General features: G+C 65.5%; 22 protein-coding genes and 1 tRNA gene. 10 read left to right on the top strand and 13 right to left on the bottom strand.

Features of this window, described 5'->3' with window-relative positions:
• Positions 1–3 precede the first annotated feature (3 nt).
• Complete coding sequence (gene argS / locus ABEA06_RS11820) at positions 4–1,674, bottom strand: arginine--tRNA ligase (protein WP_312395114.1); 1,671 nt, start codon at positions 1,672–1,674, stop codon at positions 4–6.
• A gap of 123 nt (positions 1,675–1,797) precedes the next feature.
• On the opposite strand from argS, the gene ABEA06_RS11825 reads away from it, so the two are divergent.
• Positions 1,798–1,870, top strand: a tRNA-Arg gene (locus ABEA06_RS11825).
• 95 nt (positions 1,871–1,965) lie between these two features.
• Here the strand turns inward: ABEA06_RS11825 and ABEA06_RS11830 are convergent.
• Genes ABEA06_RS11830 through ABEA06_RS11845 form a run of 4 tightly spaced genes read right to left on the bottom strand, consistent with a single transcriptional unit; the run spans position 1,966 to position 5,132 of the window.
• Positions 1,966–2,334: a hypothetical protein gene (locus ABEA06_RS11830; protein WP_345311605.1), complete on the bottom strand. Its 369-nt coding sequence runs from the start codon at positions 2,332–2,334 to the stop codon at positions 1,966–1,968.
• Positions 2,335–2,339: 5 nt separating this feature from the next.
• Positions 2,340–3,173: an ABC transporter ATP-binding protein gene (locus ABEA06_RS11835; protein WP_303381591.1), complete on the bottom strand. Its 834-nt coding sequence runs from the start codon at positions 3,171–3,173 to the stop codon at positions 2,340–2,342.
• Positions 3,174–3,176: 3 nt separating this feature from the next.
• The gene (locus tag ABEA06_RS11840) at positions 3,177–4,136 is read right to left on the bottom strand and encodes an ABC transporter permease (protein WP_303381592.1); all 960 of its coding nucleotides are present in this window, start codon (positions 4,134–4,136) and stop codon (positions 3,177–3,179) included.
• 6 nt (positions 4,137–4,142) lie between these two features.
• On the bottom strand, positions 4,143–5,132 hold the full coding sequence (locus tag ABEA06_RS11845; RefSeq protein WP_303381593.1) for an ABC transporter substrate-binding protein: 990 nt from the start codon (positions 5,130–5,132) through the stop codon (positions 4,143–4,145).
• A 161-nt stretch (positions 5,133–5,293) separates the two neighbouring features.
• On the opposite strand from ABEA06_RS11845, the gene hrpA reads away from it, so the two are divergent.
• A complete protein-coding gene (gene hrpA, locus ABEA06_RS11850; RefSeq protein ID WP_345311606.1) occupies positions 5,294–9,418 on the top strand; it encodes an ATP-dependent RNA helicase HrpA in 4,125 nt (1,374 codons plus the stop codon).
• A gap of 30 nt (positions 9,419–9,448) precedes the next feature.
• Here hrpA and ABEA06_RS11855 read toward each other — a convergent pair whose 3' ends face one another.
• Both ABEA06_RS11855 and ABEA06_RS11860 read right to left on the bottom strand, forming a co-directional pair.
• Entirely contained in the window at positions 9,449–9,877 is a 429-nt protein-coding gene (locus ABEA06_RS11855) for an HIT family protein (protein WP_303381595.1), read from the bottom strand.
• Between the two features lie 51 nt (positions 9,878–9,928).
• Complete coding sequence (locus tag ABEA06_RS11860; RefSeq protein WP_345311607.1) at positions 9,929–10,585, bottom strand: MBL fold metallo-hydrolase; 657 nt, start codon at positions 10,583–10,585, stop codon at positions 9,929–9,931.
• A gap of 81 nt (positions 10,586–10,666) precedes the next feature.
• Here ABEA06_RS11860 and ABEA06_RS11865 point away from each other — a divergent pair, with 81 nt between their 5' ends.
• Together ABEA06_RS11865 and ABEA06_RS11870 are read left to right on the top strand one after the other, a co-directional pair.
• A complete protein-coding gene (locus ABEA06_RS11865) occupies positions 10,667–11,086 on the top strand; it encodes a Fur family transcriptional regulator (RefSeq protein WP_345311608.1) in 420 nt (139 codons plus the stop codon).
• Between the two features lie 2 nt (positions 11,087–11,088).
• Positions 11,089–12,114 (top strand): diacylglycerol/lipid kinase family protein, encoded by a 1,026-nt coding sequence (locus tag ABEA06_RS11870; RefSeq protein WP_312397443.1) that lies wholly within the window; start codon positions 11,089–11,091, stop codon positions 12,112–12,114.
• Here ABEA06_RS11870 and ABEA06_RS11875 read toward each other — a convergent pair.
• The 4 genes from ABEA06_RS11875 to guaB1 form a co-directional block, all read right to left on the bottom strand.
• Positions 12,019–12,993 (bottom strand): metal ABC transporter permease, encoded by a 975-nt coding sequence (locus ABEA06_RS11875; RefSeq protein ID WP_303381599.1) that lies wholly within the window; start codon positions 12,991–12,993, stop codon positions 12,019–12,021. The genes ABEA06_RS11870 and ABEA06_RS11875 overlap by 96 nt on opposite strands.
• Positions 12,990–13,895, bottom strand: coding sequence for a metal ABC transporter ATP-binding protein (locus ABEA06_RS11880; RefSeq protein WP_345311609.1), 906 nt, complete (start codon positions 13,893–13,895; stop codon positions 12,990–12,992). Before ABEA06_RS11880 ends, ABEA06_RS11875 begins: the two co-directional genes overlap by 4 nt.
• 8 nt (positions 13,896–13,903) lie before the next feature.
• The gene (locus ABEA06_RS11885) at positions 13,904–14,899 is read right to left on the bottom strand and encodes a metal ABC transporter solute-binding protein, Zn/Mn family (protein ID WP_345311610.1); all 996 of its coding nucleotides are present in this window, start codon (positions 14,897–14,899) and stop codon (positions 13,904–13,906) included.
• 131 nt (positions 14,900–15,030) lie between these two features.
• Positions 15,031–16,488: a GMP reductase gene (gene guaB1 / locus ABEA06_RS11890; protein ID WP_303381602.1), complete on the bottom strand. Its 1,458-nt coding sequence runs from the start codon at positions 16,486–16,488 to the stop codon at positions 15,031–15,033.
• A gap of 266 nt (positions 16,489–16,754) precedes the next feature.
• On the opposite strand from guaB1, the gene ABEA06_RS11895 reads away from it, so the two are divergent.
• From ABEA06_RS11895 to ABEA06_RS14595, 3 genes are all read left to right on the top strand, one after another.
• Positions 16,755–20,627 (top strand): multifunctional oxoglutarate decarboxylase/oxoglutarate dehydrogenase thiamine pyrophosphate-binding subunit/dihydrolipoyllysine-residue succinyltransferase subunit, encoded by a 3,873-nt coding sequence (locus ABEA06_RS11895; RefSeq protein WP_345311611.1) that lies wholly within the window; start codon positions 16,755–16,757, stop codon positions 20,625–20,627.
• Between the two features lie 117 nt (positions 20,628–20,744).
• Positions 20,745–21,344, top strand: coding sequence for a GDSL-type esterase/lipase family protein (locus ABEA06_RS11900; RefSeq protein ID WP_190780101.1), 600 nt, complete (start codon positions 20,745–20,747; stop codon positions 21,342–21,344).
• Between the two features lie 105 nt (positions 21,345–21,449).
• Positions 21,450–21,524, top strand: coding sequence for a 50S ribosomal protein bL37 (locus ABEA06_RS14595; RefSeq protein WP_371514661.1), 75 nt, complete (start codon positions 21,450–21,452; stop codon positions 21,522–21,524).
• Between the two features lie 154 nt (positions 21,525–21,678).
• Here ABEA06_RS14595 and rsrA read toward each other — a convergent pair whose 3' ends face one another.
• Complete coding sequence (gene rsrA, locus ABEA06_RS11905) at positions 21,679–21,945, bottom strand: mycothiol system anti-sigma-R factor (RefSeq protein ID WP_303381605.1); 267 nt, start codon at positions 21,943–21,945, stop codon at positions 21,679–21,681.
• A 4-nt stretch (positions 21,946–21,949) separates the two neighbouring features.
• On the bottom strand, positions 21,950–22,630 hold the full coding sequence (locus ABEA06_RS11910; protein ID WP_303381606.1) for a sigma-70 family RNA polymerase sigma factor: 681 nt from the start codon (positions 22,628–22,630) through the stop codon (positions 21,950–21,952).
• 219 nt (positions 22,631–22,849) lie between these two features.
• On the opposite strand from ABEA06_RS11910, the gene ABEA06_RS11915 reads away from it, so the two are divergent.
• Genes ABEA06_RS11915 through rsgA form a run of 3 tightly spaced genes read left to right on the top strand, consistent with a single transcriptional unit; the run spans position 22,850 to position 25,874 of the window.
• Positions 22,850–23,386 carry a DoxX family protein gene (locus ABEA06_RS11915; protein ID WP_345311612.1) on the top strand — a complete coding sequence of 179 codons (537 nt, stop codon included), beginning with the start codon at positions 22,850–22,852 and terminating at the stop codon, positions 23,384–23,386.
• Positions 23,387–23,419: 33 nt separating this feature from the next.
• Positions 23,420–24,754, top strand: a complete 1,335-nt coding sequence (gene aroA / locus ABEA06_RS11920) for a 3-phosphoshikimate 1-carboxyvinyltransferase (RefSeq protein WP_345311613.1) — start codon at positions 23,420–23,422, stop codon at positions 24,752–24,754.
• The gene (gene rsgA, locus ABEA06_RS11925) at positions 24,744–25,874 is read left to right on the top strand and encodes a ribosome small subunit-dependent GTPase A (RefSeq protein ID WP_303381608.1); all 1,131 of its coding nucleotides are present in this window, start codon (positions 24,744–24,746) and stop codon (positions 25,872–25,874) included. The genes aroA and rsgA overlap by 11 nt, the downstream gene beginning before the upstream one ends.
• Positions 25,875–25,879 lie beyond the last annotated feature (5 nt).

Consider the following 25,879-nt stretch of genomic DNA (forward strand, 5'->3'; position numbering starts at 1 on the left):
AGATCACATCCGTTCCGGCGCGCCGACACCCAGCAGGGTCAGGCCGTTGGCCAGGACCTGCTGCACCGCGTCATTGAGCCATAAGCGAGAGTTGTGTACCGGTTCGACCGGGCCGTCGCCCTGCGGTGCCACGCGGCACACGTCGTACCAGCGGTGGTAGGTGCCGGCCAGTAGTTCCACGTGGCGAGCCACGCGGTGCGGCTCACGCAGCTGCGCTGCCAGGGCCACCACGGAGGGGTACTGTCCCAGCGCGGCCAGCAGGTCCGCCTCGCGTGCGTGATCCAGCAGGGCGGCGTCGAACGTGCTCGTGCCGTCGTCGCTCGAACGACGGACCCCGGCGGCCTGGGCGTTGCGTTGCACCGCGCATGTCCGGGCGTGGGCGTACTGCACGTAGAAGACCGGGTTTTCATTGGAGCGCTTGGTCAGCACGTCCAGGTCAATGTCGATGTTGGAGTCCACCGAGTAGCGGGTCAGGGAGTAGCGTGCGGCGTCCACACCCACGACCTCCACGAGGTCCTCCATGGTCACCACGGTGCCGGCGCGCTTGGACATGCGCACCGCAACGCCCTCGCGGACCAGGTTGACCATTTGACCGATCAGCACCTCAACGCGCTCCGGTGAATCCCCGAGGGCCGCCGCCACTGCCTTCAGACGCGCCACGTAGCCGTGGTGATCGGCACCCAGCATGTAAATGCACAGGTCCGCTCCGCGGCCGCGCTTGTCCTTGAAGTAGGCGATGTCACCGGCGATGTAGGCGGCGTTGCCATCGGACTTAATGACCACCCGATCCTTGTCGTCACCGTAATCGGTGGACCGCAACCACCAGGCGCCGTCCTGGAAGTACATGGCGTCCGAGTCCTTCAGCTGTTCCACCAGCTGCTCGACCTGCCCACCTTCGAACAGGGAGTTCTCGTGGAAGAAAACATCGAAGTCCACACCGAACTCATGCAGCGAGGACTTGATTTCCTGGAACATCAGCTCCACCCCGGCGGCGCGGAAGACTTCCTGCGGATCCTCGGATTCGAGCGCATCCGGATGCTGCTCGAGCACTCGCTGAGCGATGTCCGCAATGTACTGCCCGCCGTAACCGTCTTCGGGGGCGTTCTCATTGCGGGCACGGGCCAATAGGGAGCGGGCGAAACGGTCGATCTGGGCGCCGTGGTCGTTGAAGTAGTACTCGCGGGTTACCGCAGCGCCCTGCGACTGCAGGATTCGGGCCAGTGAGTCGCCCACCGCGGCCCAGCGGGTGCCACCCAGGTGGATGGGCCCGGTGGGATTGGCGGACACGAATTCCAGGTTGATGGCGGTGCCACCCAGGGTGTCGGAGGTGCCGTAGGACGCGCCCTGCTCGACAATCGACTGCGCGAGCTCGCCCGCCGCGGCAGCGTCGAGCGTGATGTTCAGGAAGCCGGGACCGGCGATGCCCACCGCGGCCACACCCGGAACGGCGCCCAGGCGCTCCACCAGGATCTCGGCGATCTCTCGGGGCTTGCGAGCGAACTTCTTGGACGCCTGCATGGCCACCGTGGTGGCCCAGTCCCCGTGCTCACGATTCTTGGGGCGTTCAACCTTCGCTTCGGGAAGCTCTGCACCGTCGACCAGGGTCAGATCACCGGCGGCTACGGCATCGTGCAGGCATGCGGATACGGCAGCGGAAAGTTCTTCAGGAGTCACCGGACCAGTGTAACGGGACGAACGGCACCCACCGATTCGAGTCGATTCGCCTGCCGTGCCGAACCTGCTAATATCGATCGAGTTGTTCGCGGTTCGACATTTGACCCGCATCAGACAGCCCCCGCCCGCGTAGCTCAGGGGATAGAGCGTCTGCCTCCGGAGCAGAAGGTCGTAGGTTCGATTCCTATCGCGGGCACTTTTTCGTTTAACGACCCCGGTTGCCGCCTCGCGCAGCTCCCCCGCCCCAAGACAGGAAGAAACCCCCGAACCGCTGGTTCGGGGGTTTCTTGGTCAGTCCCGGTCGCCGTGGCGTTGCTGCGTTCGAAGGTGCGGGTTCAGGTCCATGGGGTCGTAGTCGTGGTACATCTCCCCCTCGCCGAACTGTTCGGCCACGTAGTCGTCCTCGGGGTTGTGCACCGGGGCCGAGGTGCGCCGCCGGACCATGCCGATGATGCTCAGCACACCGCCCATCAGCAGTGTGCCGAAACCCACCACGATCGTGGTCACGGCACTGCCGGTCAATGGGACGGATGCGGATTCCGACGCCGCCCGCCCCAGATGCACCAGGGCCGGAGGGAGGGTGAAGATGCACACGAACAGGGCCAGCAGACCCGCCATCGAAATCAATGAGGTGGTGCGCTGGCGCCTGTTCGTGTTCACGGTGACTACGGTTTTCCTTCTTCGGTGACGCGGACTGTTTCTAGCAGCGTAGCGTCATCGAGTGTGGGTTCCCCGCTGACCGTTTGCAGTTTCTGGAACTCCGACAGCAAATCCGCCACGGAGGATCCAGCCTTCTGCTCCTGGTTCAGCTCGAAGAGGATCTTGCCTTCGTGCATCATGATCAACCGGTTGCCCAGGCGCAGCGCCTGTTCCATGTTGTGGGTGACCATGATCGTGGTCAGCTTTTGTTCCGCGACCATGCGTTCGGTCAGTTCCGTGACGTGCTTGGCACGCTGCGGGTCCAACGCGGCCGTGTGCTCGTCCAGAAGCAGGATCTCCGGGGACGAGAACGTGGCCATGAGCAGGGACAGTGCCTGGCGTTGGCCGCCGGACAGCAACCCCACCTTGGCACCCAACCGGTTTTCCAACCCGAGTTCCAACTTGGCCAACTCGTCCCGGAACTGCTGTTTGCGCGGGCGGGTCACACCCATGGACAGCCCCCGGGACTTGCCGCGACGAGACGCAATGGCCATGTTCTGCTCAATGGTTAGATTGGGCGAGGATCCCTTCATGGGGTCTTGGAACACGCGGGATATCCAGTGGGCCTTCTGGTGTTCCCTGAGCTTGGTGACCGGTTCTCCCGAGACCTGAATGCTGCCCGAGTCCGGAATGATGGTCCCGGACACGGTGTTCAGCATGGTGGACTTTCCCGCGCCGTTGGAACCGATCACGGTGACGAAATCCCCCGGTTCCACGGTCAGGCTCACCCCGTCCAGGGCGACACGTTCGTTGACGGTGCCGGCGAAGAACGTTTTGCGCACATCATTGATGGTCAACATGGTTTATCTCCCCTCCCCGGTTCGACCGCCCACGCTCGCGGGTGTCCCGACACCGGGTTCGACGCCGGCCTGGACCTTGCGTGCTTCGCGGTCCTTGCGGCGCGTGTTCCACCGTTTGAAGAACGTCAGCTGCGGGAGCACCAGTGCAATGACCACCAGCACGGCGGAAATCAGCTTCATGTCGGACGGGTTCAGACCCAGTTGCAGGGCCACGGTGATCACCAGTCGATACAGCACGGATCCGAAGATCACGGCCGCGGTGGCAATGATGACCGTGCGCGTCCCGAAGATGCCCTGACCCAGGATCACGGAGGCCAGGCCCACCACGATCAGGCCGATACCCATGCCGATGTCCGCGAAACCCTGGTACTGGGCCACGAGAGCACCGGACAACCCGACCATTCCGTTGGACAGACACAGACCCAGAATTTTCTGGTTGTCCGTGTTCACTCCGAAGGAACGGATCATGTCCGGGTTGTCGCCGGTGGCCTGCATGGCCAGGCCGGCATCCGTGTAGAGGAACCAGTCGAGGAGAACCTTGACCAGCAGCACACCGGCGAGCAACAACAAGACACCCACGAAGGAACCCTGCAAGCCCGCCTCACGGAGCGGGGTGAACACGGTGTCCTCGCGCAGCAACGCGAGGTTGGCTTTACTGTCCATCACCCTGAGATTGATGGAGTACAAGCCGGTCATGGTCAAAATACCCGCCAGCAAGCCGTTGATGTGGGCTTTGGTGTGCAGCAGACCCGTGATGAGGCCCGCGAGCGCGCCGGCGAAGAATCCCGCGATGGTGCCCAGCCAGGGGCTGCCACCACCCAGGATGATCATGGCCGCGGTGGCGGCCCCAGTGGTGAAGGACTGATCCACTGTGAGGTCCGGGAAGTCCAACACACGGAACGTGAGGTAGACGCCCAGGGCCATCACGGCGTAAATCAGGCCGAGCTCGATTCCAGCAATCATGAATGGTTACTCGATTATCCCGTCGGCGGAATCCCGCAGGTCCTGCGGGATCTCGATCCCCATGGCCTTGGCGGCCTTGGCGTTGATGATCAGCTGAGTCTCCTTCTGGGACTCCACGGCCATCTCGGCGGGATCGGCGTCCTCGTCGAGGATACGCAGCGCCATCTCACCGGTCTGCTTTCCGAGCTGCTCGTAGCTGATGCCCTGGGTGGCCAGGCCACCGCGCTCCACGGAATCGCCCTCACCCACGATCAACGGGATCTTCTTGGACTCAGCGGCGCCGACCACTGCTTCGAGACCGGCCACCACCTTGTTGTCGGTGGGCACATAAATGGAATCGGTGTCGAAGGACTCGGCAGCCTGGGCGACCTCCGCGGTGGTCGTCACGGTCTTCTCCTCCACCGTCAGGCCTTCGGCTTGGGCGGCCTTCTTGGCCTCTTCCACCTGAATCTGCGAGTTGGTCTCACCGGAGCTGTAAATGATGCCCACGGACTTGGCGTCCGGCGCGAACTGCTTGATGAGTTTGATCTGGTCCGCAACCGGGTTCATGTCGGTCGTTCCGGTGATATTGGCTCCGGGATTGTCCATGGAGTCCACGAGTCCGGCGTCCACGGGATCGGTGACGGCGGTGAACAGGACGGGCTTGTCGGTCACGGCTTGAGCCAAGGACTGAGCGGTGGGTGTCGCGATACCGAGGATCAAGTCGTTATCGGACGAAGCGAAGTTGGACGCAATGTTGGTCGCGGTGGCCTGGTCGCCGGAGGCGTTCTGCACGTCCAGGGTCAGGTTGTCCCCCTCGGTGTAGCCGCCCTCTTCCAGCGCGGAGACGAAACCCTCGCGGGCGGCGTCGAGTGAGGGGTGTTCCACGAACTGAGCGATCCCCACGGAGATTTTCTGGGGTTCCTCGGACTGGCTGTCCCCGCCGCCCGAACCGCAAGCGGTCAGGACCAGGGCGGAAGCGGCGACCGCGGCGGAAAGCGAAAAAGTGCGCTTCATGATGGTGGGCGTCCTTTCAAGACAAATGATGGTGCCTGGATATTACCTGCCGTTCGGTCAAAAAATGAGACGTGGCACACATTCGACACCGGATCGTGTTCTGACGGGCCCGGACGCGATGAGCCGTGTGCCGTCCGGGGCCCGTAGACTGGGGCGTTGACATGACTGAGTCCAGCACCACGCCCCGCATCGTGTACCCCCAGAACCTTCCGGTCAGCGCGCGCCGTGATGACATCAGCGCTGCCATTCGCGATCACCAGGTAGTAGTGGTCGCCGGTGAGACAGGCTCCGGCAAGACCACCCAGATACCCAAGATGTGCCTGGAACTGGGTCTGGGCGAGAACGGGCTGATCGGCCATACCCAGCCGCGCCGCATCGCCGCGCGCTCGGTGGCCGAACGTATCGCCCATGAGCTGGGTGAGCAGGTCGGGCAGACGGTCGGCTACCAGGTGCGGTTCACGTCCGAGGTGGGCAAGGACTCCCGGGTCAAACTCATGACGGACGGCATTCTGCTGGCCGAAATCAGCCACGATCCGATGCTGCGCCGCTACAACGCGATCATCATTGACGAAGCCCACGAGCGCTCCCTCAACATCGACTTCCTGCTGGGGTACCTGAAGCGGCTGCTCCCGCGCCGCCCGGACCTCAAATTGATCATCACGTCCGCGACCATCGACCCCGAACGGTTCGCGCAACACTTCGCCCGGCCGGACCCCGACGGGGATGAGCAGGAGCCTGCGCCGATCATCGAGGTCTCCGGGCGCACGTATCCGGTGGAGGTCCGCTACCGTCCACTCGCCCAGCCCCGCACCGGAGACGGCGGCGATGACGAGGCGGACACCGGTGACGGTCTCGAGGACGAGGACCGCGATCCCATTGACGCCGTGTGCGATGCCGTGGTGGAACTCGCCGCCGAACCCTCCGGCGACATCCTCATCTTCTTCGCGGGTGAACGCGAGATCCGTGATGCCCAGGACGCACTGGCCAAGGTCATCGACCGGCACCGCTCGCTGGCCGGAACCGAGCTGCTTCCGCTGTTCGGCCGGCTGTCAATGGCCGAGCAGAACCGGGTGTTCGCACCGTCATCCAAACGCCGGATCGTGCTTGCGACCAACGTGGCGGAGACGTCCCTGACCGTCCCTGGAATCAAGTACGTGATCGATCCGGGCACCGCCAGGATTTCGCGGTACTCCTCGCGCACCAAGGTGCAGCGGCTGCCGATCGAACGGATCTCCCAGGCGTCGGCACGTCAGCGCGCCGGGCGGTGCGGTCGCGTGTCGGACGGCATCTGCCTTCGGTTGTACTCCGAGGAGGACTTCGAGTCCCGCCCCGAATTCACGGACCCTGAGATCCTGCGCACCAACCTGGCTGCGGTCATACTTCAAATGATTTCGGTGGGCGTGGTGCGAGAGCCCTCGGACATCTCCGATTTCCCGTTCGTGCAGAAGCCGGATTCCCGCGCCGTCACGGACGGCGTGGTGCTGTTGCGCGAGTTGGGTGCCCTGCGCTCCGGTGGGCGGGGCGAGCAACGCGAGCGGGCGGCGTCGTCGGGGGCTCGCGAGCGGTCCCGTGGACGACGCCGCCGCGGCAAGCAGAATTCGCCGCTCACCCAGACCGGTCGTGTCCTGGCGGCCCTGCCGGTGGACCCGCGGCTGGGTCGCATGATCGTGGAGGCCAAGCGCCGCGATTGCACGCGCGAGGTCATGGTGCTCGCTGCGGCCCTGACCGTGCAGGATCCGCGCGAACGGCCCCTTGAGCACCGGCAGGCCGCGGACGAGTTCCACAAGCGGTTCAAGGACAAGACGTCCGACTTCCTGTCCTACGCCATGCTGTGGCAGTACATCCAGCAACAGCAGCACGAACTCTCGTCCTCGCAGTTCCGCAAACTATGCAAACGCGAGTTCTTGAACTTTCTGCGCATCCGGGAATGGCAGGACCTCTACGCGCAGCTGCGTCAGATCGGACGCGAAGTGGACATCGATGCCGGGAAGTCGCGCGAGCTGGACGTGGCCGGCAAGCAGGATGTCATCCACCAGAGCCTGCTGTCCGGTCTGCTGAGCCATATCGGTGTGCGCGATGAACGCACCCGCGATTACCGCGGTGCACGCGGCACCAAGTTCGCGATCTTCCCCGGCTCCGCCCTGTTCAAAACCTCCCCGGACTGGGTGGTCTCCGCCGAGCTCGTGGAAACCTCCCGACTGTGGGCGCGCACCAACGCGAGCATCAACCCGGAATGGGTCGAGGAGCTGGCCCCGGATCTGGTGAAGCGCAACTACTCGGAACCGCACTGGTCTCGTTCGCGCGGGGCCGTGATGGCCTACGAGAAGGTCACCCTCTACGGCCTGCCGCTGGTGAGCGAGCGGCCCGTGCAGTTTTCCACGGTGGACCCGCAGCTCTCCCGGGAACTGTTCATCCGCCACGCCCTGGTCGAGGGCGACTGGCAGACCCGGCACCGGTTCTACACGCGCAATCAGCAGCGGCTGGAACGCGTGGAGGAACTCGAGAATCGCATGCGCCGCAAGGACCTGCGCGTGGATGACCAGGTGCTCTTCGATTTTTACGACGCCCGCATTCCCGCGGACGTGGTCTCACAACGGCACTTCGACGCGTGGTGGAAGAAGGCCCGCGGCCGCAACGAGCACCTGTTGGACCTGGACCCGGACGCGTTGGTCTCCCCGGAGGTCGCCGAGCTGGACACGCAAGCCTATCCGCGCACCTGGAACGTGGCCTCAGCGGACGGCATCCTTTCCTTGGATCTCGACTACGAGTTCGCCCCCGGTTCGGAGACCGCGGACGGCGTGACCGTGCGTGTTCCCGTGCTGTTCCTGGACCGGCTGGCCCCCGAACCATTCGAATGGCACATCCCCGGCCTGCGCACCGAGCTGGTCACCGCGCTCATCAAATCACTGCCCAAGGCCGTGCGGCGCAATTTCGTGCCCGCCCCGGACATGGCGGCCACCGCGGTGGAGGTGCTTTCGGCGGAGTTCTCCCCCGAATCCGACTCGCTGCTGGAATCCCTGGCCACCGTGCTGCGCCGACTGCGCGGTCACCAGGTGCACGCCACCGACTTCCAGCCGGGCGTTCTCCCGGCTCATCTGCGCATGAACTTCGAGGTGCGCGACGCCCACAACGCGGTACTCGGCGCCGGTGAGGAGCTCACCGAGCTCAAGGAGCGGCTGCGGCCGCAGATCCGCCGCGCGCTGGCCGAGTCGCTGGGAAGCGCGGCCTCCCAGCTCGCGGATTTCGCGCACGCCGACGCCGCCGCGGGTACGTCCGGCGCGCAGCAATCCGGCGCGCGCGGGGCACCGCGTCCGGGGGCGAGGGGACACGATGGGCGCGGCGCGAAGGGTGGAGCGGCGTCTTCCGCGCAAAGCCTGGAACGCACGGGACTGACGTCCTGGCCCGACAAGGACCCGCCGCGCTCGGTGCAGACGCAGGTGGCCGGGCAGACCATTACCGGTTACCCCACGCTCATGGTCCGGCGCGAGGATCCCCGCGCGACCAAGGCCGGAAAGGGCTCGCCGCAGGAGCCCACCGTGGACCTGCGGGTCCTCACCCGGCAGGACGAGCAGCGGTCGGCTCAGCGTCACGGCGTTATTGCGTTGTTGGAACGCACTTTGCCCTCGGTGCACCGCTACGTGGTGGACCATCTGAGCCAGCGGGAGCGGTTGATCTTCACACAGAACCCGCACGGCTCCGTGGACGCGCTCATTCGAGACTGCACCGTGGCCGCTATTGATCGCCTGGTGCCGGAGGACCCGCCGTTCACCAGGGCGGAATTCGACGCGTTGGCCGTGCACGTGCGCGCCGAACTCATCGACACGGTGTTTGCGGTGACCGCCCTGGTCACCGAGACACTCGCGGAGGCCACCACCCTGCGCAAGCGGCTCAGGAAGCCGGGCTCACTGGCCGCGGTGCCGGCGTTCAAGGACATGTCCGAGCAGATCGACCGGTTGATGTATCCGGGGTTCGTGGCCGAGACCGGCTGGCACGCGCTGCAGCACCTGCCGCGCTACGTGAAGGCGATCAATGCGCGCCTCGACAAGCTCTCGGGGCACATCCAGCGCGACAGCGTGAACATGGTGCTGGTTCAGGACATCGAGCAGGACTACCGGGGCGCCCGGGCGGCCATTCCCTCGACCGCGCCCGTACCCGAGGCCCTCACGCGTGTGCGGTGGGACCTGGAAGAACTGCGCGTGTCATTGTTCGCGCAGGAACTCGGTACGGCGCGGACGGTATCGGAAAAGCGGGTCCGCAAGGCGCTGCGCGATGTGATGCAGCGCTGACCGGGCCCGCCCCGGGGTCCTCCGGTGTGGCTACTGCTGAGGCACGTGTGCCTCGTGACCCGCGGCAACCAGTGCGGCGCGGATCGAGCGGGCTGTCTCGTCCATGACCTCGGCGTCCGGGTCCTGGTCCACCTGAGCGAAATCAAATTCCTCGATCGTATTGGTGGGCCACACATGCAGGTGGGCGTGCGGCACCTCGAACCCCTGGATCATGAGCCCCACGCGCCTGGGTGAGAAGACCTCGTCAATGGCTTGGCCGATTGTCTTGCACACGGTCATCAAGTGGCTGGCCAGTTCGTCAGGGAGGTCCAACCAGGCGTCGATCTCCTCGCGAGGCACCACCAGGACATGGCCCTGCGAGAGCGGTGCAATGGACAGGAATCCGGCGCACTGCTCATCCGACCACACGAAGCGGCCGGGCAGTTCGCCCTCGATGATCTTGGTGAAAACGGAGCTCACGGTGATGTCCTTTCGATCGTTCTTCTCGATTGGCTGGGTCGGTCGAGCAGGCTAAACCGACACGGACTCGCGGGGGTCCAGGTGGCGGTATTCGGTGCCGTACATCGTGGCGAACCTGGCCACCTGCTTCTCGACCACGCCGAAGCCGATGTCCGAGAGCAGGGCGTCGTGGATCTGGTACGCGTGGGTGGCGCGGGTAGCGATGATGAAGTCGATGACCTCGGACATCTTGGACCAGGGTGCGTGCAGGGGAACCAACACGGTGGGCACGGTGAGCCCGTGCGGAACGGTGAAGGAATCGCCGGGGTGGAACACGGTGTCGTCGATCACGAACCCCACATTGTCCACCGTGGGAATCAGCGGGTGGATCAGAGCGTGCTGGCCGCCGAAGGTCCTGACCTCGAACGGACCCAGCGACAGCGTGGCATCCGCGGTGACGGTGTGCAGACGATCCGCGGCCTCTCCCGAGGCCTCCGTGAGTTCGTCGATGACGGAGCGCGGCGCGTAAATGGTCAGCTCGGGGTTTCCCGCGAGCGCGGCGGTCAGTCTTTTGGCATCGTAGTGGTCCGGGTGCACGTGGGTGATGAGCACCAGGTTGGTGCCTTCCAGGGCTTCTTCGACCTCGGAGAAGGATCCCGGGTCGATCACCAATGATGTGCCGTCCTTCTCCAGCCGGACGCACGAGTGTGTGAACTTGGTCAGCAACATGACGTCAGCCTAGCCCGGGAACAGCCCGCAGATGCGAACCGTTAGCATGGTTGAAGAAGCATGCACATGGAAGGGACGGGCGTGAGCACACAAACCACCGGGCAACCCGAGGTGCGCAACACCAAGCAGCGTCGGGCCGTTGCCGGGGCCCTGCGAAGCCTCGATGATTTCATTTCCACTCAAAATCTGCACCGTCGCCTCCATGACGAGGGCCAGTCCGTGTCCCTGGCCACCACCTATCGGATCCTGCAGTCCATGGCGGACACCGGCCAGGTGGACGTGCTGCGCAATGCGGAGGGCGAGGCCATTTACCGCCGCTGCGAGGCCGAACACCATCACCACCACTTGGTGTGCCGCTCGTGCGGCGCCGCGGTGGAGCTCGAGGCCCCCGCGATCGAGCGGTGGGCGGATGACACCGCCAGCGAGCACGGGTTCACGAACGTGGATCACACGGTGGAGATCACCGGCATCTGCGGCAACTGCGCGCGCGAGTCGCGCTGACGGTGGCGGCTCAACGTCCCCGCGACATCCTTCTGGTGCGCAACGGGGATTCCCCGCTGGCCCGCCAAGCCTGCGACCGTGCCCGCGGGATTTTTCACGCCGGGGGTTACAACGCCGTGTTCCTGGACGCGCCGTCGGCGACCGAGCTGTCCGAGGCCCTGACCGACACCGTGCGATCTCGAGCTGCGCACGTGGCCGCCGTGGTGGCGGTCGGCGGGGACGGCATGGCCCATCTGGTCCTTCAAGTCCTGCATGAGGTGGGGCAACAGGGCGTGGACGTGGCGTTCGGGCTCATCCCGGCGGGTTCGGGCAACGATCTGGCCAGGTTCTGCGGGATTCCCACCCGTGATACCGAACGCGCGGCCGGCCGCGTGCTGCGCGGCCTGGAAACCCCCTCGCAGCACATGGACCTGTTGGCCGTGGACTGCGCGGACGGCTCCTCGCACGTGTGCGCCACCACCGTGTGCCTCGGTCTGGACGCCCGCGTCAACGCGCGCGCCAATCGCTGGACCCAGATTCGGGTGCCCGCCAAGTACGCCGTGGCCCTCGTCTGGGAAATCATGCGGCTCACCTCACGTGACTACACGATCGACTACACGCGCCCCGACGGCGCTCGGCGCGTGGCGGATCGCAGGGCCACGTTCCTGTCGGTGGCCAACACATCGTCCTACGGCGGCGGCCTCACGATCGTGCCGCGTGCCGATCACCGGGACGGCCGGGCCGAGTTGTTCGCGGTGTCCGACGCCCGCCCGTTGCGCCTTTTGTTCCTGTTGCCGCGGCTGCTGCTGAAGACCCACGAGAACCTTGCCGAGATCGCGCTCGAACCGGTCACCTCCGTCACCGTGGTGCCCCACGGGACATCATCCGGTCCCACAGTGGCCCACGGGACGGTGACCCGATCGACGTCGGACCCCGAAACCCGGACCGAGAAGTTACCGCCGCACGTCGCTCACGGGGATGGGGAGCCCCTGGGCCCCCTGCCCGTGCGCGTGCGGATCCTGCCCGCCGCCGTGCGGGTGCTTTTCTGATCCGCCGCGGCGGTACGAGGAACCACGCTCGCGGATTCCACGGATCACGCGGGTCAGCAACCAGATCGCAAAGGAAATGGTGGTCACGTAGGGGCTGATCGGGATACTGCCACCCAGGGCCAGCAAGATACCGCCGACCATGGACAGCTCGGCGAAGACCACCGACAGCACCACGGTCCGCGCCGGGGCCACCGTCAGGTTCATGGCCGCGGCGGCGGGAGTGATCAGCAGGGCGAGCACCAGCAGGGCGCCCACGATCTGGACCGACATGGCCACGGAGACACCCAGCAGCACCATGAACACGATCGACAGGGTGCGCACGGGCAATCCGCGGGCCTCGGCGACCACGGGGTCGGTGCTGGCGAACGTGAGCGGACGCCACACGATCAGCAACCCGGCCACCACCACGATCGACAGCACAATCATCGACGTCAGCTGAACCGGGGAGACGGACACGATTTGACCGGTCAGCAGGGAGAACTTATTGGATGAGCGGCCCTCGTAGAGCGACAGGAACAGGATGCCCAGGCCCAGCCCGAACGGCATGAGCACGCCCACGAACGAGTTGCTGTCCCGGGCGCGCAGACCCATGAAACCAATGATCAGCGCGGCCAGCACCGAGCCCAGCAGGGAACCGGTCACGATGTCCGAGCCGATCAGCAGGGCCGCGGCCGCCCCCGCGAAGGAGAGCTCCGCAATGCCGTGGACGGAGAAGGCCAGGTCGCGCATCATCACGAACGTGCCCACCAGCCCACCGACCAGACCGAGCAGGGCACCGGCCCACAGGGAGTTGCTCAACAGCGCCAGCAGTTCGCCGTAATTGTCGAAGACGAACACGGAACTGACGATCGAGTCCCAGTCGACGGCTGCGGGGATCACGGAATGAGACCTTCCTGGGACGAGATGTGGTGGGTGTTGTCGGGTCGGCCGGTCACGATGATCCGGCCATTGCTGCGCAACACCTCGATGTCCGCGCCGTACAGCTCCGACAGCACCTCGGAACGCATGACCTCATTGGGCGTGCCGATCTTGAAGGAGCCCCCGGCCAAGTACAGGATGCGATCCACGTGATCGATGATGGGGTTGATGTCGTGGGTCACGAACACCACGGCGCTACCGGAATGCACGCGCTGCGCATTGACCAGCTCGCTCACGATGTACTGATGATTGAGGTCCAGGGACAGCAGGGCCTCGTCGCACAACAGAAGTTCAGGGTCGGTGGCCAGGGCCTGGGCAATGCGCAGCCGCTGTTGTTCACCGCCGGAGAGCAGACCGACCGGGGCATTGGCGTACTCGCCCGCCCCGACCTTCTCGAGCAGCTCGTCCACACGGTGGTTGACGGCGCGGCGGGGGAGTCTGATCCCCCACTTGTGCCCGTCGATCCCCTGGGCCACCAGGTCACGGGCGCGCAACGGTGTACGCGGTGCGAAACCGCGCTGCTGCGGGACGTAACCCACATGACGCGATGCCGCACCGGGGCGTTCGCCCGTCACGGAGACCGTGCCGCGCGTCAGCGGGAGCAGTCCGAGCAACACCTTGAGAAAACTGGTCTTGCCGGTCCCGTTGGAACCGAGCACGGCAAAGTACTCACCTTCGCGAATGGTCAGGTTGAGCTCGCGCCACAGCACGCGCTCGCCAAAGGCGAGTTCCGCGTTCTTGAGTTCGACCACTGCCCGGCCCGGTTCCCGTTGGGTGTCGGACCGGCTGCTCGCGGTGGTGCGTGTGGCGGGTTGGGCCGCTGGAGTGTGAATGGTGTGTGCCACCTTGGTGGGAAGGGTCATCCGGGCCGTTACTTCACAGCCTGGGAGACCTGGTCGATATTGTCCTGCATCCATTGTTGGTAATTCTTGCCCTCGGGAAGGGTCTCGGAGAATTCCACCACGCTCACCCCCGAGTTCTCGGCATCCTCGCGCAGCTTCTGGGTCTGGCCCGTTGAGGTTTGCTGGTTGAACGCCAACAGGTCGATGTGACCGCTCGTGACCAGGTCCGTGGTTTCCTTCAGGACGGCGGGGGCCACGTCCGATTCCGAGTCGATGGCGGTCGTGAATTCCGCGGGAGTGTCATCATGCAGTCCCGCGTCCTGCAAGAGATATCCGGGCATCGGCTCGGTGGCCACGTAGCCACCCGAAGCGTTCAACGATTCGAGTTCGCTCTTCATTCCGGACAGCTGGTCGTTGAGCGATGCCGCGTTGTCCGTGAACTCCTGGGAATCGTTCGTGTTGATCTCCCCCAGTTGTTCGGCAATGCGTTCGGTCAACGTCTGCATGGTGTCCAGGTCGTACCAGACGTGCTCATTGAATCCGCCGGGAGCGTGACTGTGGCCTTCGGGGCCCTCTTCATCATGCGCGTGATCGTGCTCCTCGGCCACCTGCTCCTTGCCCTCCAGATCGGACACGTCCACCGCATTGACGACCGTTTGCGAATCCGTGGCCATGTCCTCCATGAACGCGTCGTAGCCACCGCCGTTGAGGATGACCACGTCCGCCTTCTCAATGGTCAGTCGATCCTGCGGGGACGCCTCGTAGGAGTGGGGATCCTGGGCGGCGGAGTCAATGACGGGCGTGACGTCCACGTGGTCGCCGGCGACCTGTTCCACCAGGTCCGAGTACACGTTGGTCGAGGTCACCACCGTGATCGCATCCCCGTCCGACGCCGCCGCGTCGCCCTGTTGGGCATCCCCCGAGTTGGCCGAACAGCCGGTGAGCACCAGGGCACTCAAGGCGGATACGGCAACGACGGAACGCACGACGGTGCGGCTGGTGCGGGCGGGAACGTGTGCGGACACGGAATCATCTCCTCGGGGCCATTCTCAACAGTTCGCGCTTATTGAGAATGAATTGCATGTGGTCTGCGGAGAGCATACCACTAACCATTCTCAATAAGCCCAGGAGCGAAAACCGCCGCCGCAAGGGGCCGTCAGCTCCAGGATTCCGAGCGCGGGCGACCCTCGTCGTAACCGGACTGCGACTGGATTCCCACCACTGCGCGGTTGCTGAACTGCGCGAGCGAGGTGGCCCCCGCGTACGTCATGGAGCTGCGCACACCGGAGGTGATGTGATCAATCAGGTCCTCAACCCCCGGACGCTGCGGATCCAGGTACATCTTGGAGTTGGAGATACCTTCTTCGAACAATGCCTTGCGGGCGCGAGCGAACTCGTCCTCCCCGCGGGTGCGGTGACGCACGGCCCGTGCGGAAGCCATTCCGAAGCTTTCCTTGTAAGCGCGACCGTTCGCATCGATGTTGAGATCGCCGGGGCCCTCGTGGGTGCCGGCGAACCAGGACCCGACCATGACCTGACGCGCTCCGGCGGCAAGCGCGAGGGCCACGTCACGCGGGTGCTTCACGCCGCCGTCGGCCCAGACGTGTTTCCCGAGGTCGGCCGCGGCATCCGCGCATTCGACCACGGCGGAGAACTGGGGTCGGCCCACGGCGGTCATCATGCGGGTGGTGCACATGGCCCCGGGGCCCACACCGACCTTCACGATATCCGCGCCGGCGCCGATGAGGTCGCGCACGCCGTCGGCGGAGACCACGTTCCCGGCGACGACGGGGACCCGCAGGTCCAGGGCGCGCACGGCCTCCACTGCCTGCATGGCCTTGATCTGGTGGCCGTGGGCGGTGTCGACCACGAGCACGTCGATGCCGGTGTCGAGCAGCGCTGCGGCCTTCGCGGCCACGTCACCGTTGATTCCCACGGCTGCGCCCACCTGTAACCGGCCCTGTGTGCCGAGGGCGGGTTGGTAGATGGTGGAGCGCACCGCGCCCTTCTGGGTGAGGACTCCCTCGATCGCGCGCTCCCGCAGAACGGGGGCGACACTGAGCCGCGAGGCCGCCAGCTTGTCATAGGCGGAGCGCATCGCGGCATCGTGATCCTGGCCGGCGAAGTCCTCGGCCTGGAACACCGGGCCGTCCGTACGCATGACGTCCGTCAACCGGGTGAAGCGGTCCACGTCCTGGCAATCGGCGGCGAGCACCAGGCCGCGGTAGTTACCCTTCGCATCCGTGACGAGCACGGCCCCGTGAGGGCGTTTGTGCATGACCCCGAGCGCGTCATGAACCGTGTCCGTCTCGTGCAGCGTCACCGGGGTCTCGTACTGGGGTGAGCGGCTCTTGACCCAGTCGGTCACCTGGGCGATGACGTCCAGCGGGATGTCCTGCGGCAGGATGCCCAGGCCGCCGCGGCGCGCCATGGTTTCGACCATGCGCCGGCCGGTCACCGCCGTCATATTGGCCGCCACCAACGGAATGGTGGAGCCGGTGCCGTCGCCCGGGGACAGATCCACGTCAAAGCGGGACGTCACCCGGGAGCTGGAGGGCACCAGGAAAACGTCGTTGTAGGTGAGGTCGGTACTGGGAGTGGTGAGGAATCGCACGAGACCCCATACTACGGGCCTCTCAGGTGCCCCGTCAGGCAGCTCATCAGGGGTCCCTCACGGACGAACGGCGAGACTTACCGAAGGGTCAGGATGAACTGGCCAGGCGGTGTTCGCCTCATTAGACTGTTGGCTTAGTACGGCCTTATGAGAATTAAGGCCACCACGTCCGCCCGCGGAGACACATACCGCTGGCACCACCGACCGGTGGTGGTCTACCGAGCAACCACCGGAGCACACCGTCATATGGAAGAGGCGTATCTCCCGTGCCAGAGCAGCCGCACCACCTGATCCCCGAAGAATTCGCCGGTAACGAATGGCTCGTCGACGAGCTGTTCGAGAAATACCAGGACGACAAGAACTCCGTGGACAAGAAGTGGTGGCCCATTTTCGAGGAAATGAGCAAGGGCTCTGACTCCGACACTGCATCTCCCTCGACATCCAACAACGCTGCCACAAAGCCAGCCGCCCCGTCCAAGGCGCCCGCCTCTGCTTCCACCCAGGAGAACAAGCCCAAGGTGACCCAGGAAAAGCCCGCCCCGGCGGCCAAGTCCACCGCCGGCGCACCCAAGCGCGCCGCGGCGCCGTCATCGACCACCGGAGGCTCCAAGGCCAAGGGCCGACCCGAGGGCGTGGACCAGGAATCCAACGGCGGCGAGGGCTCGGCCACCAAGCGCCCCATTCGCGCCCAGCCCGAGGTCAACGCCAAAGCGAAGGCCAAGGAGCAGGAACCCAAGACCGAGGCTGAGGACAAGGTCACCAAGCTGCGCGGCCCGGCCAAGGCCGTTGCGGCGAACATGGACGCCTCCCTCACGGTTCCGACCGCCACGACCGTGCGCGCCGTGCCCGCAAAGCTTCTGATCGACAACCGCCTGGTGATCAACAGCCACTTGTCGCGCAACCGCGGTGGCAAGGTGTCCTTCACCCACCTGATCGGCTACGCCGTGATCCGCGCGCTGGCCAACTACCCGTCGCAGAACGTTGTGTACGCAGAAGTGGACGGCAAGCCCGCCGCGATCCAGCCGGCCCATGTGAACTTCGGCATCGCGATCGACATCCCCAACAAGGACGGTTCGCGCAACCTGGTGGTGCCCAACATCAAGGGCGCCGAGGACATGACCTTCATGCAGTTCTGGACCGCGTACGAAGACGTGGTCAAGCGTGGCCGGTCCGGCGAACTGACCATGGACGACTACCAGGGCACCACGGTGTCCCTGACCAACCCGGGTGGTATCGGCACCGTGCACTCCGTGCCGCGGTTGTCCAAGGGCCAGGCCTGCATCGTGGGCGTGGGCGCACTGGACTACCCCGCCGAGTACAAGGGCGCCTCCCCGCGCACCACCGCGCGCCTGGGCGTTTCCAAGATCATCACCCTGACCTCCACCTACGATCACCGTGTGATCCAGGGCGCGGGTTCCGGCGAATTCCTGAAGCTCGTGGAGCACTACCTACTGGGCGGGGACGACTTCTACGACACCATTTTCGAGGCCCTGCGCATCCCCTACGAGCCCGTTCGCTGGGCCGTGGACAACCAGGTCAACCCCGAGACCCAGATCAACAAGGTCGCTCGCATCCAGCAGCTGATCCACGCGTACCGCGTACGGGGTCACCTCATGGCCGACACCAACCCGCTCGAATACGTGATGCGCAAGCACCCGGACCTGGACATCCGCAGCTACGGACTGTCCCTGTGGGACCTGGAGCGTGAGTGGCCCACCGGCGGTTTCGGTGGCCAGGACCTGCTGACCCTGCGCGTGATCCTCGGGCGGCTGCGTGACGCGTACTGCCGCACCGTGGGCGTCGAATACATGCACCTGCAGAACCCGGAAGAACGGGAGTGGTTCCAGGACAAACTGGAGCACGATTACCAGAAGCCCGCCCGCGAGGAACAGTTCCGCATCCTGGGTCGCCTCAACGCGGCCGAGGCCTTCGAGACCTTCCTGCAGACCAAGTACGTGGGTCAGAAGCGCTTCTCGTTGGAGGGCGGCGAGTCCCTGATCCCCCTGCTCGACGCGATCATTTCCGACGCCGCTGACGAGTCCCTGGCCGGCGTGGGTATCGCCATGGCCCACCGCGGCCGCCTGAACGTGCTCACCAACATTGCCGGTAAGTCCTACGCACAGGTCTTCCGCGAGTTCGAGGGCAGCCAAGATCCCCGCTCCATCGAGGGCTCCGGCGACGTGAAGTACCACCTGGGCACGGAGGGTGTCTTCACCTCGGACAACGGCAACGAGACCCAGGTCTACCTGGCAGCCAACCCGTCCCACCTGGAAGCCGCGAATCCCGTGATCGAGGGCATCGCCCGCGCCAAGACGGACGTTCTGGGCGCCGGGCCCGAGGGGGACGGCACGTTCCCCGTGCTGGCCGTCCAGGTCCACGGCGACGCCGCCATGGCCGGGCAGGGCATCGTGTACGAGGTCATGCAGATGTCCGGTCTGGAGGGCTACCACGTGGGTGGCACCATCCACGTGGTCGTCAACAACCAGATCGGCTTCACCACCTCGCCGTCCGGTGCGCGCACCTCCACGTACTGCACGGACGTGGCCCGTACCATTCAGGCCCCGATCTTCCACGTGAACGCGGACGACCCCGAGGCCGTGACCCGCGTGGGTCAGTTGGCCTTCGAGTACCGCCAGCGCTTCCACAAGGATGTCGTGATCGACCTGGTCTGCTACCGCCGCCGCGGCCACAACGAGGGCGATGATCCCTCGATGACCCAGCCGCTGATGTACTCCCTGATCGACGGTAAGCGCTCCACCCGCAAGGTCTACACCGAGAACCTCGTGGGCCGCGGTGACATCACCCAGGAAGAAGCCGACCGCGCGCTCAAGGACTACCAGGAGCGTCTGGAACGGGTCTTCGCGGAATCCCACGAGGCTCAGACCTCCACGGTTCCGCTGGTCACCGGCGACGCCGCCGCGATCGCCAACATCGAGCGCCCCTCCGCCCAGCAGGCGGACTCGGGAGTCTCGATCCCCAAGTCCACGGCCATCACCGAAGAGGTTGCCCGCCGCATCGGTGAGGCTCACGTGGACACCCCGGAGGGTTTCACCACCCACCGCAAGCTGCAGAAGCTGTTGGAGCGCCGCAACGAAATGACCCAGAAGGGCGGCGTGGACTGGGGCATGGGCGAGCTCATGGCCTTCGGTTCACTGCTTATGGAGGGTGTGCCGATCCGGTTCTCCGGTCAGGACGTGCGCCGCGGTACCTTCACACAGCGTCACGCGGTGTTCTTCGATGCCGAGAACGGCTCCGAGTGGGAACCGTTGAACAACCTCTCCGGGGATCAGGCCAAGCTGTCCATCTACAACTCGCTGCTCTCCGAGTACGGTGTGCTGGGTTTCGAATACGGCTACTCCGTGGAACGCCCCGAGGCCTTGACCGTGTGGGAGGCGCAGTTCGGTGACTTCACCAACGGTGCCCAGACCATCGTGGACGAGTTCATTTCCTCGGCCGAGCAGAAGTGGGGTCAGCGTTCCTCGCTGGTCCTGCTCCTTCCCCACGGCTTCGAGGGCCAGGGCCCGGACCACTCCTCGGCACGTATCGAGCGGTTCCTGACCCTGTGCGCCGAGCGGAACATGACCGTGGTCAACCCGTCCACCCCGGCCAACCACTTCCACCTGTTGCGCCGGCAGGCCTACTCGCGCCCGCGGCGCCCGTTGATCGTGGCCACGCCCAAGCAGTTGCTGCGTCTCAAGGCGGCCGCCTCCCCCATTGAGGACTTCACGCAGGGCACGTTCCAGCAGGTCATCCCAAATGTCTCGAACCTGGACGATTCCAAGGTCACGGACGTGATCCTGGTCTCCGGTCGCCTCTACTACGATCTCGTCACTCAGCGGGAGGAGTCAGGGGACCACTCCACGGCGATCATTCGTGTCGAGCAGCTCTACCCGCTGCCCCTGAACGAGATCAAGAAGGAACTGGCACGCTACCCGCAGGCTCGCATCATGTGGGCCCAGGACGAGCCAGCCAACCAGGGTGCGTGGCCTTTCATGGCCGTGAACCTGGTGCCTGAAGTGGACCGCCCGATTCAGCTGGCCTCGCGCCCGGCTTCCGCTTCCCCGGCCAACGGTTCCGCCAAGCGTCACGCGAAGGAGCTGGAGACCCTGGTGCAGCAGGCCTTCGACCGCGGCGAGTAATCAGCACTGCGCTGCGGCCCCGCGGGATCGGGGCCGCAGCGGACACGTTTTCCCCTCGGTGGCCATCGTGGTTTACGGTGGCCACCGAGACACGTTATGAGCAAAGGAAGAGGAATAGTGGACCAACGCAGGATCCGCATTGTGGCCGTCGGTGACGAACTGCTAGCCGGTGTGGAAGACCCCCGTGCCCTGGGCTGGTTCGGTCGAGTGCTGGCGCGTACCCCGCGGGACATCGCGCCCGTGGACGCTTACAACCTGGCTGCGCCCGGTGAGGGCAGTGAGTCCCTCAACGAGCGCTGGTTCGACGAAGCCTCCCGCCGTTTCGATTCCACGTGCGACAACCGTTTGGTGATCGCGCCCTCGGCCATGGACGTGGAGCTGGACATCACCTCGGCCCGTTCGCGGTTGAACATGGCCAATATCGTGGATCAGGCGACCCAGAACAACATCAAGGTGCTGGTGGTGGGTCCCCCGCCCACGCTGGACCCGGAACGCAACCGCAGGATCGCCGATCTCTCCGCGGCCTTCGGTGACGTGACCACCCGCCGCCAGCACGTGTACGTGGACACGTTCAACCCGCTGCAGCACCACGAGCAGTGGCGCAAGGACCTGGCCGCCAACCACGGTCATCCCGGGCAGGCCGGCTACGGTTTGATGGCCTGGCTGGTGCTCCACCGCGGTTGGTACAATTGGCTGAACCTGCCCGAACCCCGATAGAGCGCGAGCACCGTGGGCCTTCACCGGCCGGTCAACTCGGAGTAAACGCCAGGTTGTGAGATACTGGCGGACGGTGCCCAGACGAATCAACGCAGGAGGTACACCATGAGCAAGCGTGGACGTAAGCGCAAGGACCGCCGCAAGAACTCTGCGAACCGCGGAAAGCGGCCCAACGCCTGAGTTCTGTGCAGTACGACCAACGCCCGCAACCGTAACGGTTGCGGGCGTTGTCATTTCTTCAAACCGCAATGCGGGCCGCTGTTACGGGCCTGCGGTGGTTGTTGCGCGGTGGTCGTTGCTCTGCCGTGAGAGCGGTGGCGCGGAGCGGTGAGAGCTAGGCCGCCGGGTGATCGCTGCAGTGCGCGTCAATGCGCGTGAGGATCGATTGTTTGAGCTGCGCGGGGGCAGTCTCCGTGCAGGATCGCTTGATCACGGTGCGGATCACGCACTCCAAGTTGTACTCGCGCTCGCATTCGGGGCAGTCGGTGAGGTGCGCGTGGATCTCCTCGAGATCCTCCTTGGTCAGGGCACCGTCAAGGTATTCGTAAATGCGACGGATGCGCTCATCGGTGCAGCCGTTCTGGCAGTCGTTGTCAGCCATTGGTTCAGCCTCGGTCCTTCGATGTTGTCTCGCCCTTGGACTTCTTGGTCCCCTTAGAGGTGTCGAAACCTCGCTCGGTGGCGTAGTCGGCCAGTTTCTCCCGAAGTAGCTTGCGGCCTCGGTGCAGTCGAGACATCACGGTGCCGATGGGCGTGTCCATGATCTCGGAGATCTCCTTGTAGGCAAAGCCTTCGACATCGGAGAAATACACGGCGAGTCGGAACTCTTCGGGAAGTTCTTGCAGCGCCCGCTTCACATCAGAATCCGGTAGGTGGTCCAGGGCCTCGGCCTCTGCCGATCGCAGCCCCTTGGACGTGTGGGATTCGGCCCGGTGCAGCTGCCAATCCTCCACCGTGTCCGTGTTGGCCTGGCGCGGTTCGCGCTGCCGTTTGCGGTACAGGTTGATGTAGGTGTTGGTCAGGATCCGGTACAGCCACGCCTTGAGATTGGTCCCGGGCTTGTACTGATGGAACGCGGAGAAGGCCTTGGTGTAGGCCTCCTGGACCAGGTCCTCGGCATCGGCGGGGTTACGGGCCATGCGCAACGCGGCAGCGTACAACTGGTCCACGTACTGCATGGCGTCTCGTTCAAAACGTTCGCGGCGCTGCTGTGTGGTTTCCTGGCTGACGTCCACCGGCTCGGCAGTGTCCTGTACCCGCGGCTCAAGCTCTTCATGATCTTTCATCACGGTCCAGTCTACGGTCGGGGCGGTGACGATCATGCTCTACCTGCCTTCCGTGGGCCGCGTGGTCGATCCGGGTTGAGGACCCGCTGTGTGGCGCTTGCTGTCTACTGGTGAATAACACGGCGGACCCGCCGCACTATTCCCGTGCGTTGGTCAGTGGCGCCCCGTTAGGATGAAAGACGTGCCCTCCCGGAAATGCCGGGACCAAAAGGAGGAACCATGAGCATCGTTCGTCGTCTCGCCCGTCCCCTGCTCGCCACCGGTTACATTGCCGGCGGCGTTGAAGCATTCCGTGACTCCTCGGCCGCCGCCGAGAAGCTGGACCCGGTCCTGAAGCAGGTGGAGCAGGTACTGCCGCAGGTCCGTCCCGTGACCGCAAACCGCGCCCAGGTGGCCCAGGGCATTGCGGCGGCCCAAGTATTGGCCGCTTCCGCCCTTGCGCTGAGCAAGTTCCCCCGCCTGTCCGCATCGGTGCTGCTCGGCACCACCGCAATCAACGGGTTCGTGCAGTACCAGTCCGCGGATACCTCCACCAAGGAGGGCACGTCCCAGCGCCGCAGCAACGTGTTCAAGAACCTCTCGTTGGTCGGCGCCGTGATGATTGCCTCCGTGGACACCGCCGGCAATCCCTCGCTCGTCTGGCGAGCAAGCCACCTGGCGGATGACGTTCGTAAGAACGCCGCCAAGGTGTCCAAGGACACCAAGAAGAAGTTCGCCCAGGCCGAGAAGGCCGTCCAGGGCGCGGTCAGCCACTAAGGCCCGGTCAACACAGTGAATACGCACAACGGCTTGTCGCACACCGAACCCCATTGGGCCGCACCCTTTACCGGCGATCGCCCGGTGAGCGGATCCGTGGCCATTCCCGGTTCCAAATCGCTCACCAACCGGTACCTGGTCCTGGCGGCCCTGGCCTCCGAGGCATCGGTGGTGCGCAAGCCGTTGTATTCACGTGACAGCCAACTCATGATCGCTGCCCTCCGGCAGTTGGGTGCGGTCATCGAACCGATCGGCGCGCCCGGTCCCTTCGGCGCGGATCTCAGCATTACCCCCATCCCCGAGGGCCCCGCCGCTGATGCACGCCGCCCCGAGCTGTGCCACATCGATTGTGGGTTGGCGGGCACGGTCATGCGTTTCGTGCCGCCGGTCGCGGCCCTTCTCAACGCGGACACCACGTTCGACGGCGATCCCCACGCCCGAGTGCGCCCCATGGGTCCCGTGATCCACGGCCTGCGCGATCTGGGCGTCACGGTTCATGACGAGGGCAGCGGCACCCTGCCACTCACCGTCTCGGGAACCGGTAGCGTCCGTGGCGGCACCGTGCGCATCGACGCGAGCGGCTCCTCACAGTTCGTCTCCGCCCTCATGCTGGCTGCCGTGCGCTTCGATGGCCCTTTGGTGCTCAAACACGAGTCCGACGGCGCCGGGGTCCCGTCCCTGCCCCACGTGGCCATGACCGTGGAGGTGCTGCGCGAGGCCGGTGTGAACGCCACGCGCATCAGTGACACCGAATGGCGGGTCGAACCCACTCGGATGCCCGGGCTGGACGTCACCGTGGAACCGGACCTCTCCAACGCCGGCCCGTTCCTGGCCGCGGCCATGGTCACCGGCGGCACCGTGAGCATCCCGGATTGGCCCTCCCACACCACCCAGGGCGGCGATCACTGGCGCTCGATCCTGCCGCAGTTCGGCGGCACCGTTGACCTCGCGGGCGGTGTCCTGACCGCAACCGGTCCGGCCCAGCTCAGCGGCGTGGACCTGGACCTGTCCGAGGCCGGCGAGCTCGCCCCCACCGTGGCCGCCATGTGTGCGCTGGCCACCGGCCCATCGCAACTACGAGGCATTGCTCATCTGCGCGGCCACGAAACCGACCGCCTCGCGGCCCTGCGCACCGAGATCAACCAGCTGGGTGGCAACGTGGCGGAGACGGCGGACGGGCTCATCATTGATCCCGCGCCCCTGCACGGCGGACTGTTCCACAGCTACGACGACCACCGCATGGCCACCGCGGGCGCCATCATCGGTCTTCGCGTGGCGGACGTGAGCCTGGAGAACATTGGCACCACCGCCAAGACGCTGCCCGATTTCTCCCGGATGTGGACCACCCTGGTCAACCATGGCGCGTAATTCCAGCGCCCACCGACAGTGGGACGAGTCCGATGTCCGAGTGCGAGCCAACAAGAAAGGCTCACGCCCCCGCACCAAACAGCGCCCCACCCACGAGGATGCGGTGGTGGCCCGGGTGATCGCCGTGGATCGTGGCCGCTACACGTGCGTGGTCAATGAGCACAGCCGTGATCAACGCACCGTGGTGTGCATCCGCGCCAAGGAGTTGCGCCGCAACCCCATCGTCCCCGGTGACCAAGTGGGAGTCGTGGGCGATGCCAGCGGTGCCCCGGACACGCTCGCCCGGATCGTGCGCATTGAACCCCGCGCCACCGTCCTGCGCCGCAGCGCGGACGACACCGACCCCGTGGAGCGCGTCATTGTGGCCAATGCGGACCGGCTGGTGCTGGTCCTGGCCACGGAGTCCCCCACGCCGCGCACCGGCTTTGTGGACCGTGGTCTCGCGGCGGCGTCGGACGCCGGCATCACCCCCGTGATCTGCATGACCAAAACCGACCTCAAGGACCCGGCCGGGTTCCTCAGCTACGTGGCGGCGCTGGACGTCCGGACCGTGTCGACCGAGCCCTCGGATGCCCTCGGTGGCCGCCCGGCCGCGGGCGTCCACGAGGAATCCCTGGCCATCTCGGAGGAATCCGTCGGCCGGCTCCGCACCATCTTGGACGGGCACATCAGCGTGTTCCTGGGCCCCTCCGGCGTGGGGAAATCAACGCTGGTCAACGCGCTCACGGGCTCGCAACGGGCCACCGGCGGTGTCAATGACGTGACCGGTCGCGGCCGCCACACGTCCTCCTCCGCCCGGGCCCTCCGCATGCCGGACACCTCCCCCGGAACGTGGGTCATCGACACCCCCGGTATTCGCTCGCTCGGTCTGGCCCACGTGAGCGAGGAGGAACTCATCAACTCGTTCACGGACCTCGTCCCCGCCACCGCGGACTGCCCGCGTGGCTGTCTGCACACCCAGGACTCCCCCGGTTGCGCGCTGGACGAGTGGGTGCGGCGGCCCGAGGCCTCTCCGGCCGCACCCCTGAGATTGGAGTCGCTGCGCAGGCTGCTCGCTGCCTCGCGAGGGGAAACACAGGCGGGCGCCGACGAAAAGCACCTGGGACAGGCGATAACGTAGAGATC

It is taken from the genome of Kocuria gwangalliensis (assembly GCF_039544365.1).
Lineage (GTDB): Bacteria > Actinomycetota > Actinomycetes > Actinomycetales > Micrococcaceae > Kocuria > Kocuria gwangalliensis.

Bases quoted from the DNA above. Each gene is read 5' to 3' on its own strand.
- ABEA06_RS11835 (WP_303381591.1), bottom strand. From the start codon at position 3,173: ATGTTGACCATCAATGATGTGCGCAAAACGTTCTTCGCCGGCACCGTC.
- ABEA06_RS11840 (WP_303381592.1), bottom strand. From the start codon at position 4,136: ATGATTGCTGGAATCGAGCTCGGCCTGATTTACGCCGTGATGGCCCTG.
- ABEA06_RS11845 (WP_303381593.1), bottom strand. From the start codon at position 5,132: ATGAAGCGCACTTTTTCGCTTTCCGCCGCGGTCGCCGCTTCCGCCCTG.
- hrpA (WP_345311606.1), top strand. From the start codon at position 5,294: ATGACTGAGTCCAGCACCACGCCCCGCATCGTGTACCCCCAGAACCTT.
- ABEA06_RS11860 (WP_345311607.1), bottom strand. From the start codon at position 10,585: ATGTTGCTGACCAAGTTCACACACTCGTGCGTCCGGCTGGAGAAGGAC.
- ABEA06_RS11880 (WP_345311609.1), bottom strand. From the start codon at position 13,895: ATGACCCTTCCCACCAAGGTGGCACACACCATTCACACTCCAGCGGCC.
- rsrA (WP_303381605.1), bottom strand. From the start codon at position 21,945: ATGGCTGACAACGACTGCCAGAACGGCTGCACCGATGAGCGCATCCGT.
- ABEA06_RS11910 (WP_303381606.1), bottom strand. From the start codon at position 22,630: ATGAAAGATCATGAAGAGCTTGAGCCGCGGGTACAGGACACTGCCGAG.
- ABEA06_RS11915 (WP_345311612.1), top strand. From the start codon at position 22,850: ATGAGCATCGTTCGTCGTCTCGCCCGTCCCCTGCTCGCCACCGGTTAC.
- rsgA (WP_303381608.1), top strand. From the start codon at position 24,744: ATGGCGCGTAATTCCAGCGCCCACCGACAGTGGGACGAGTCCGATGTC.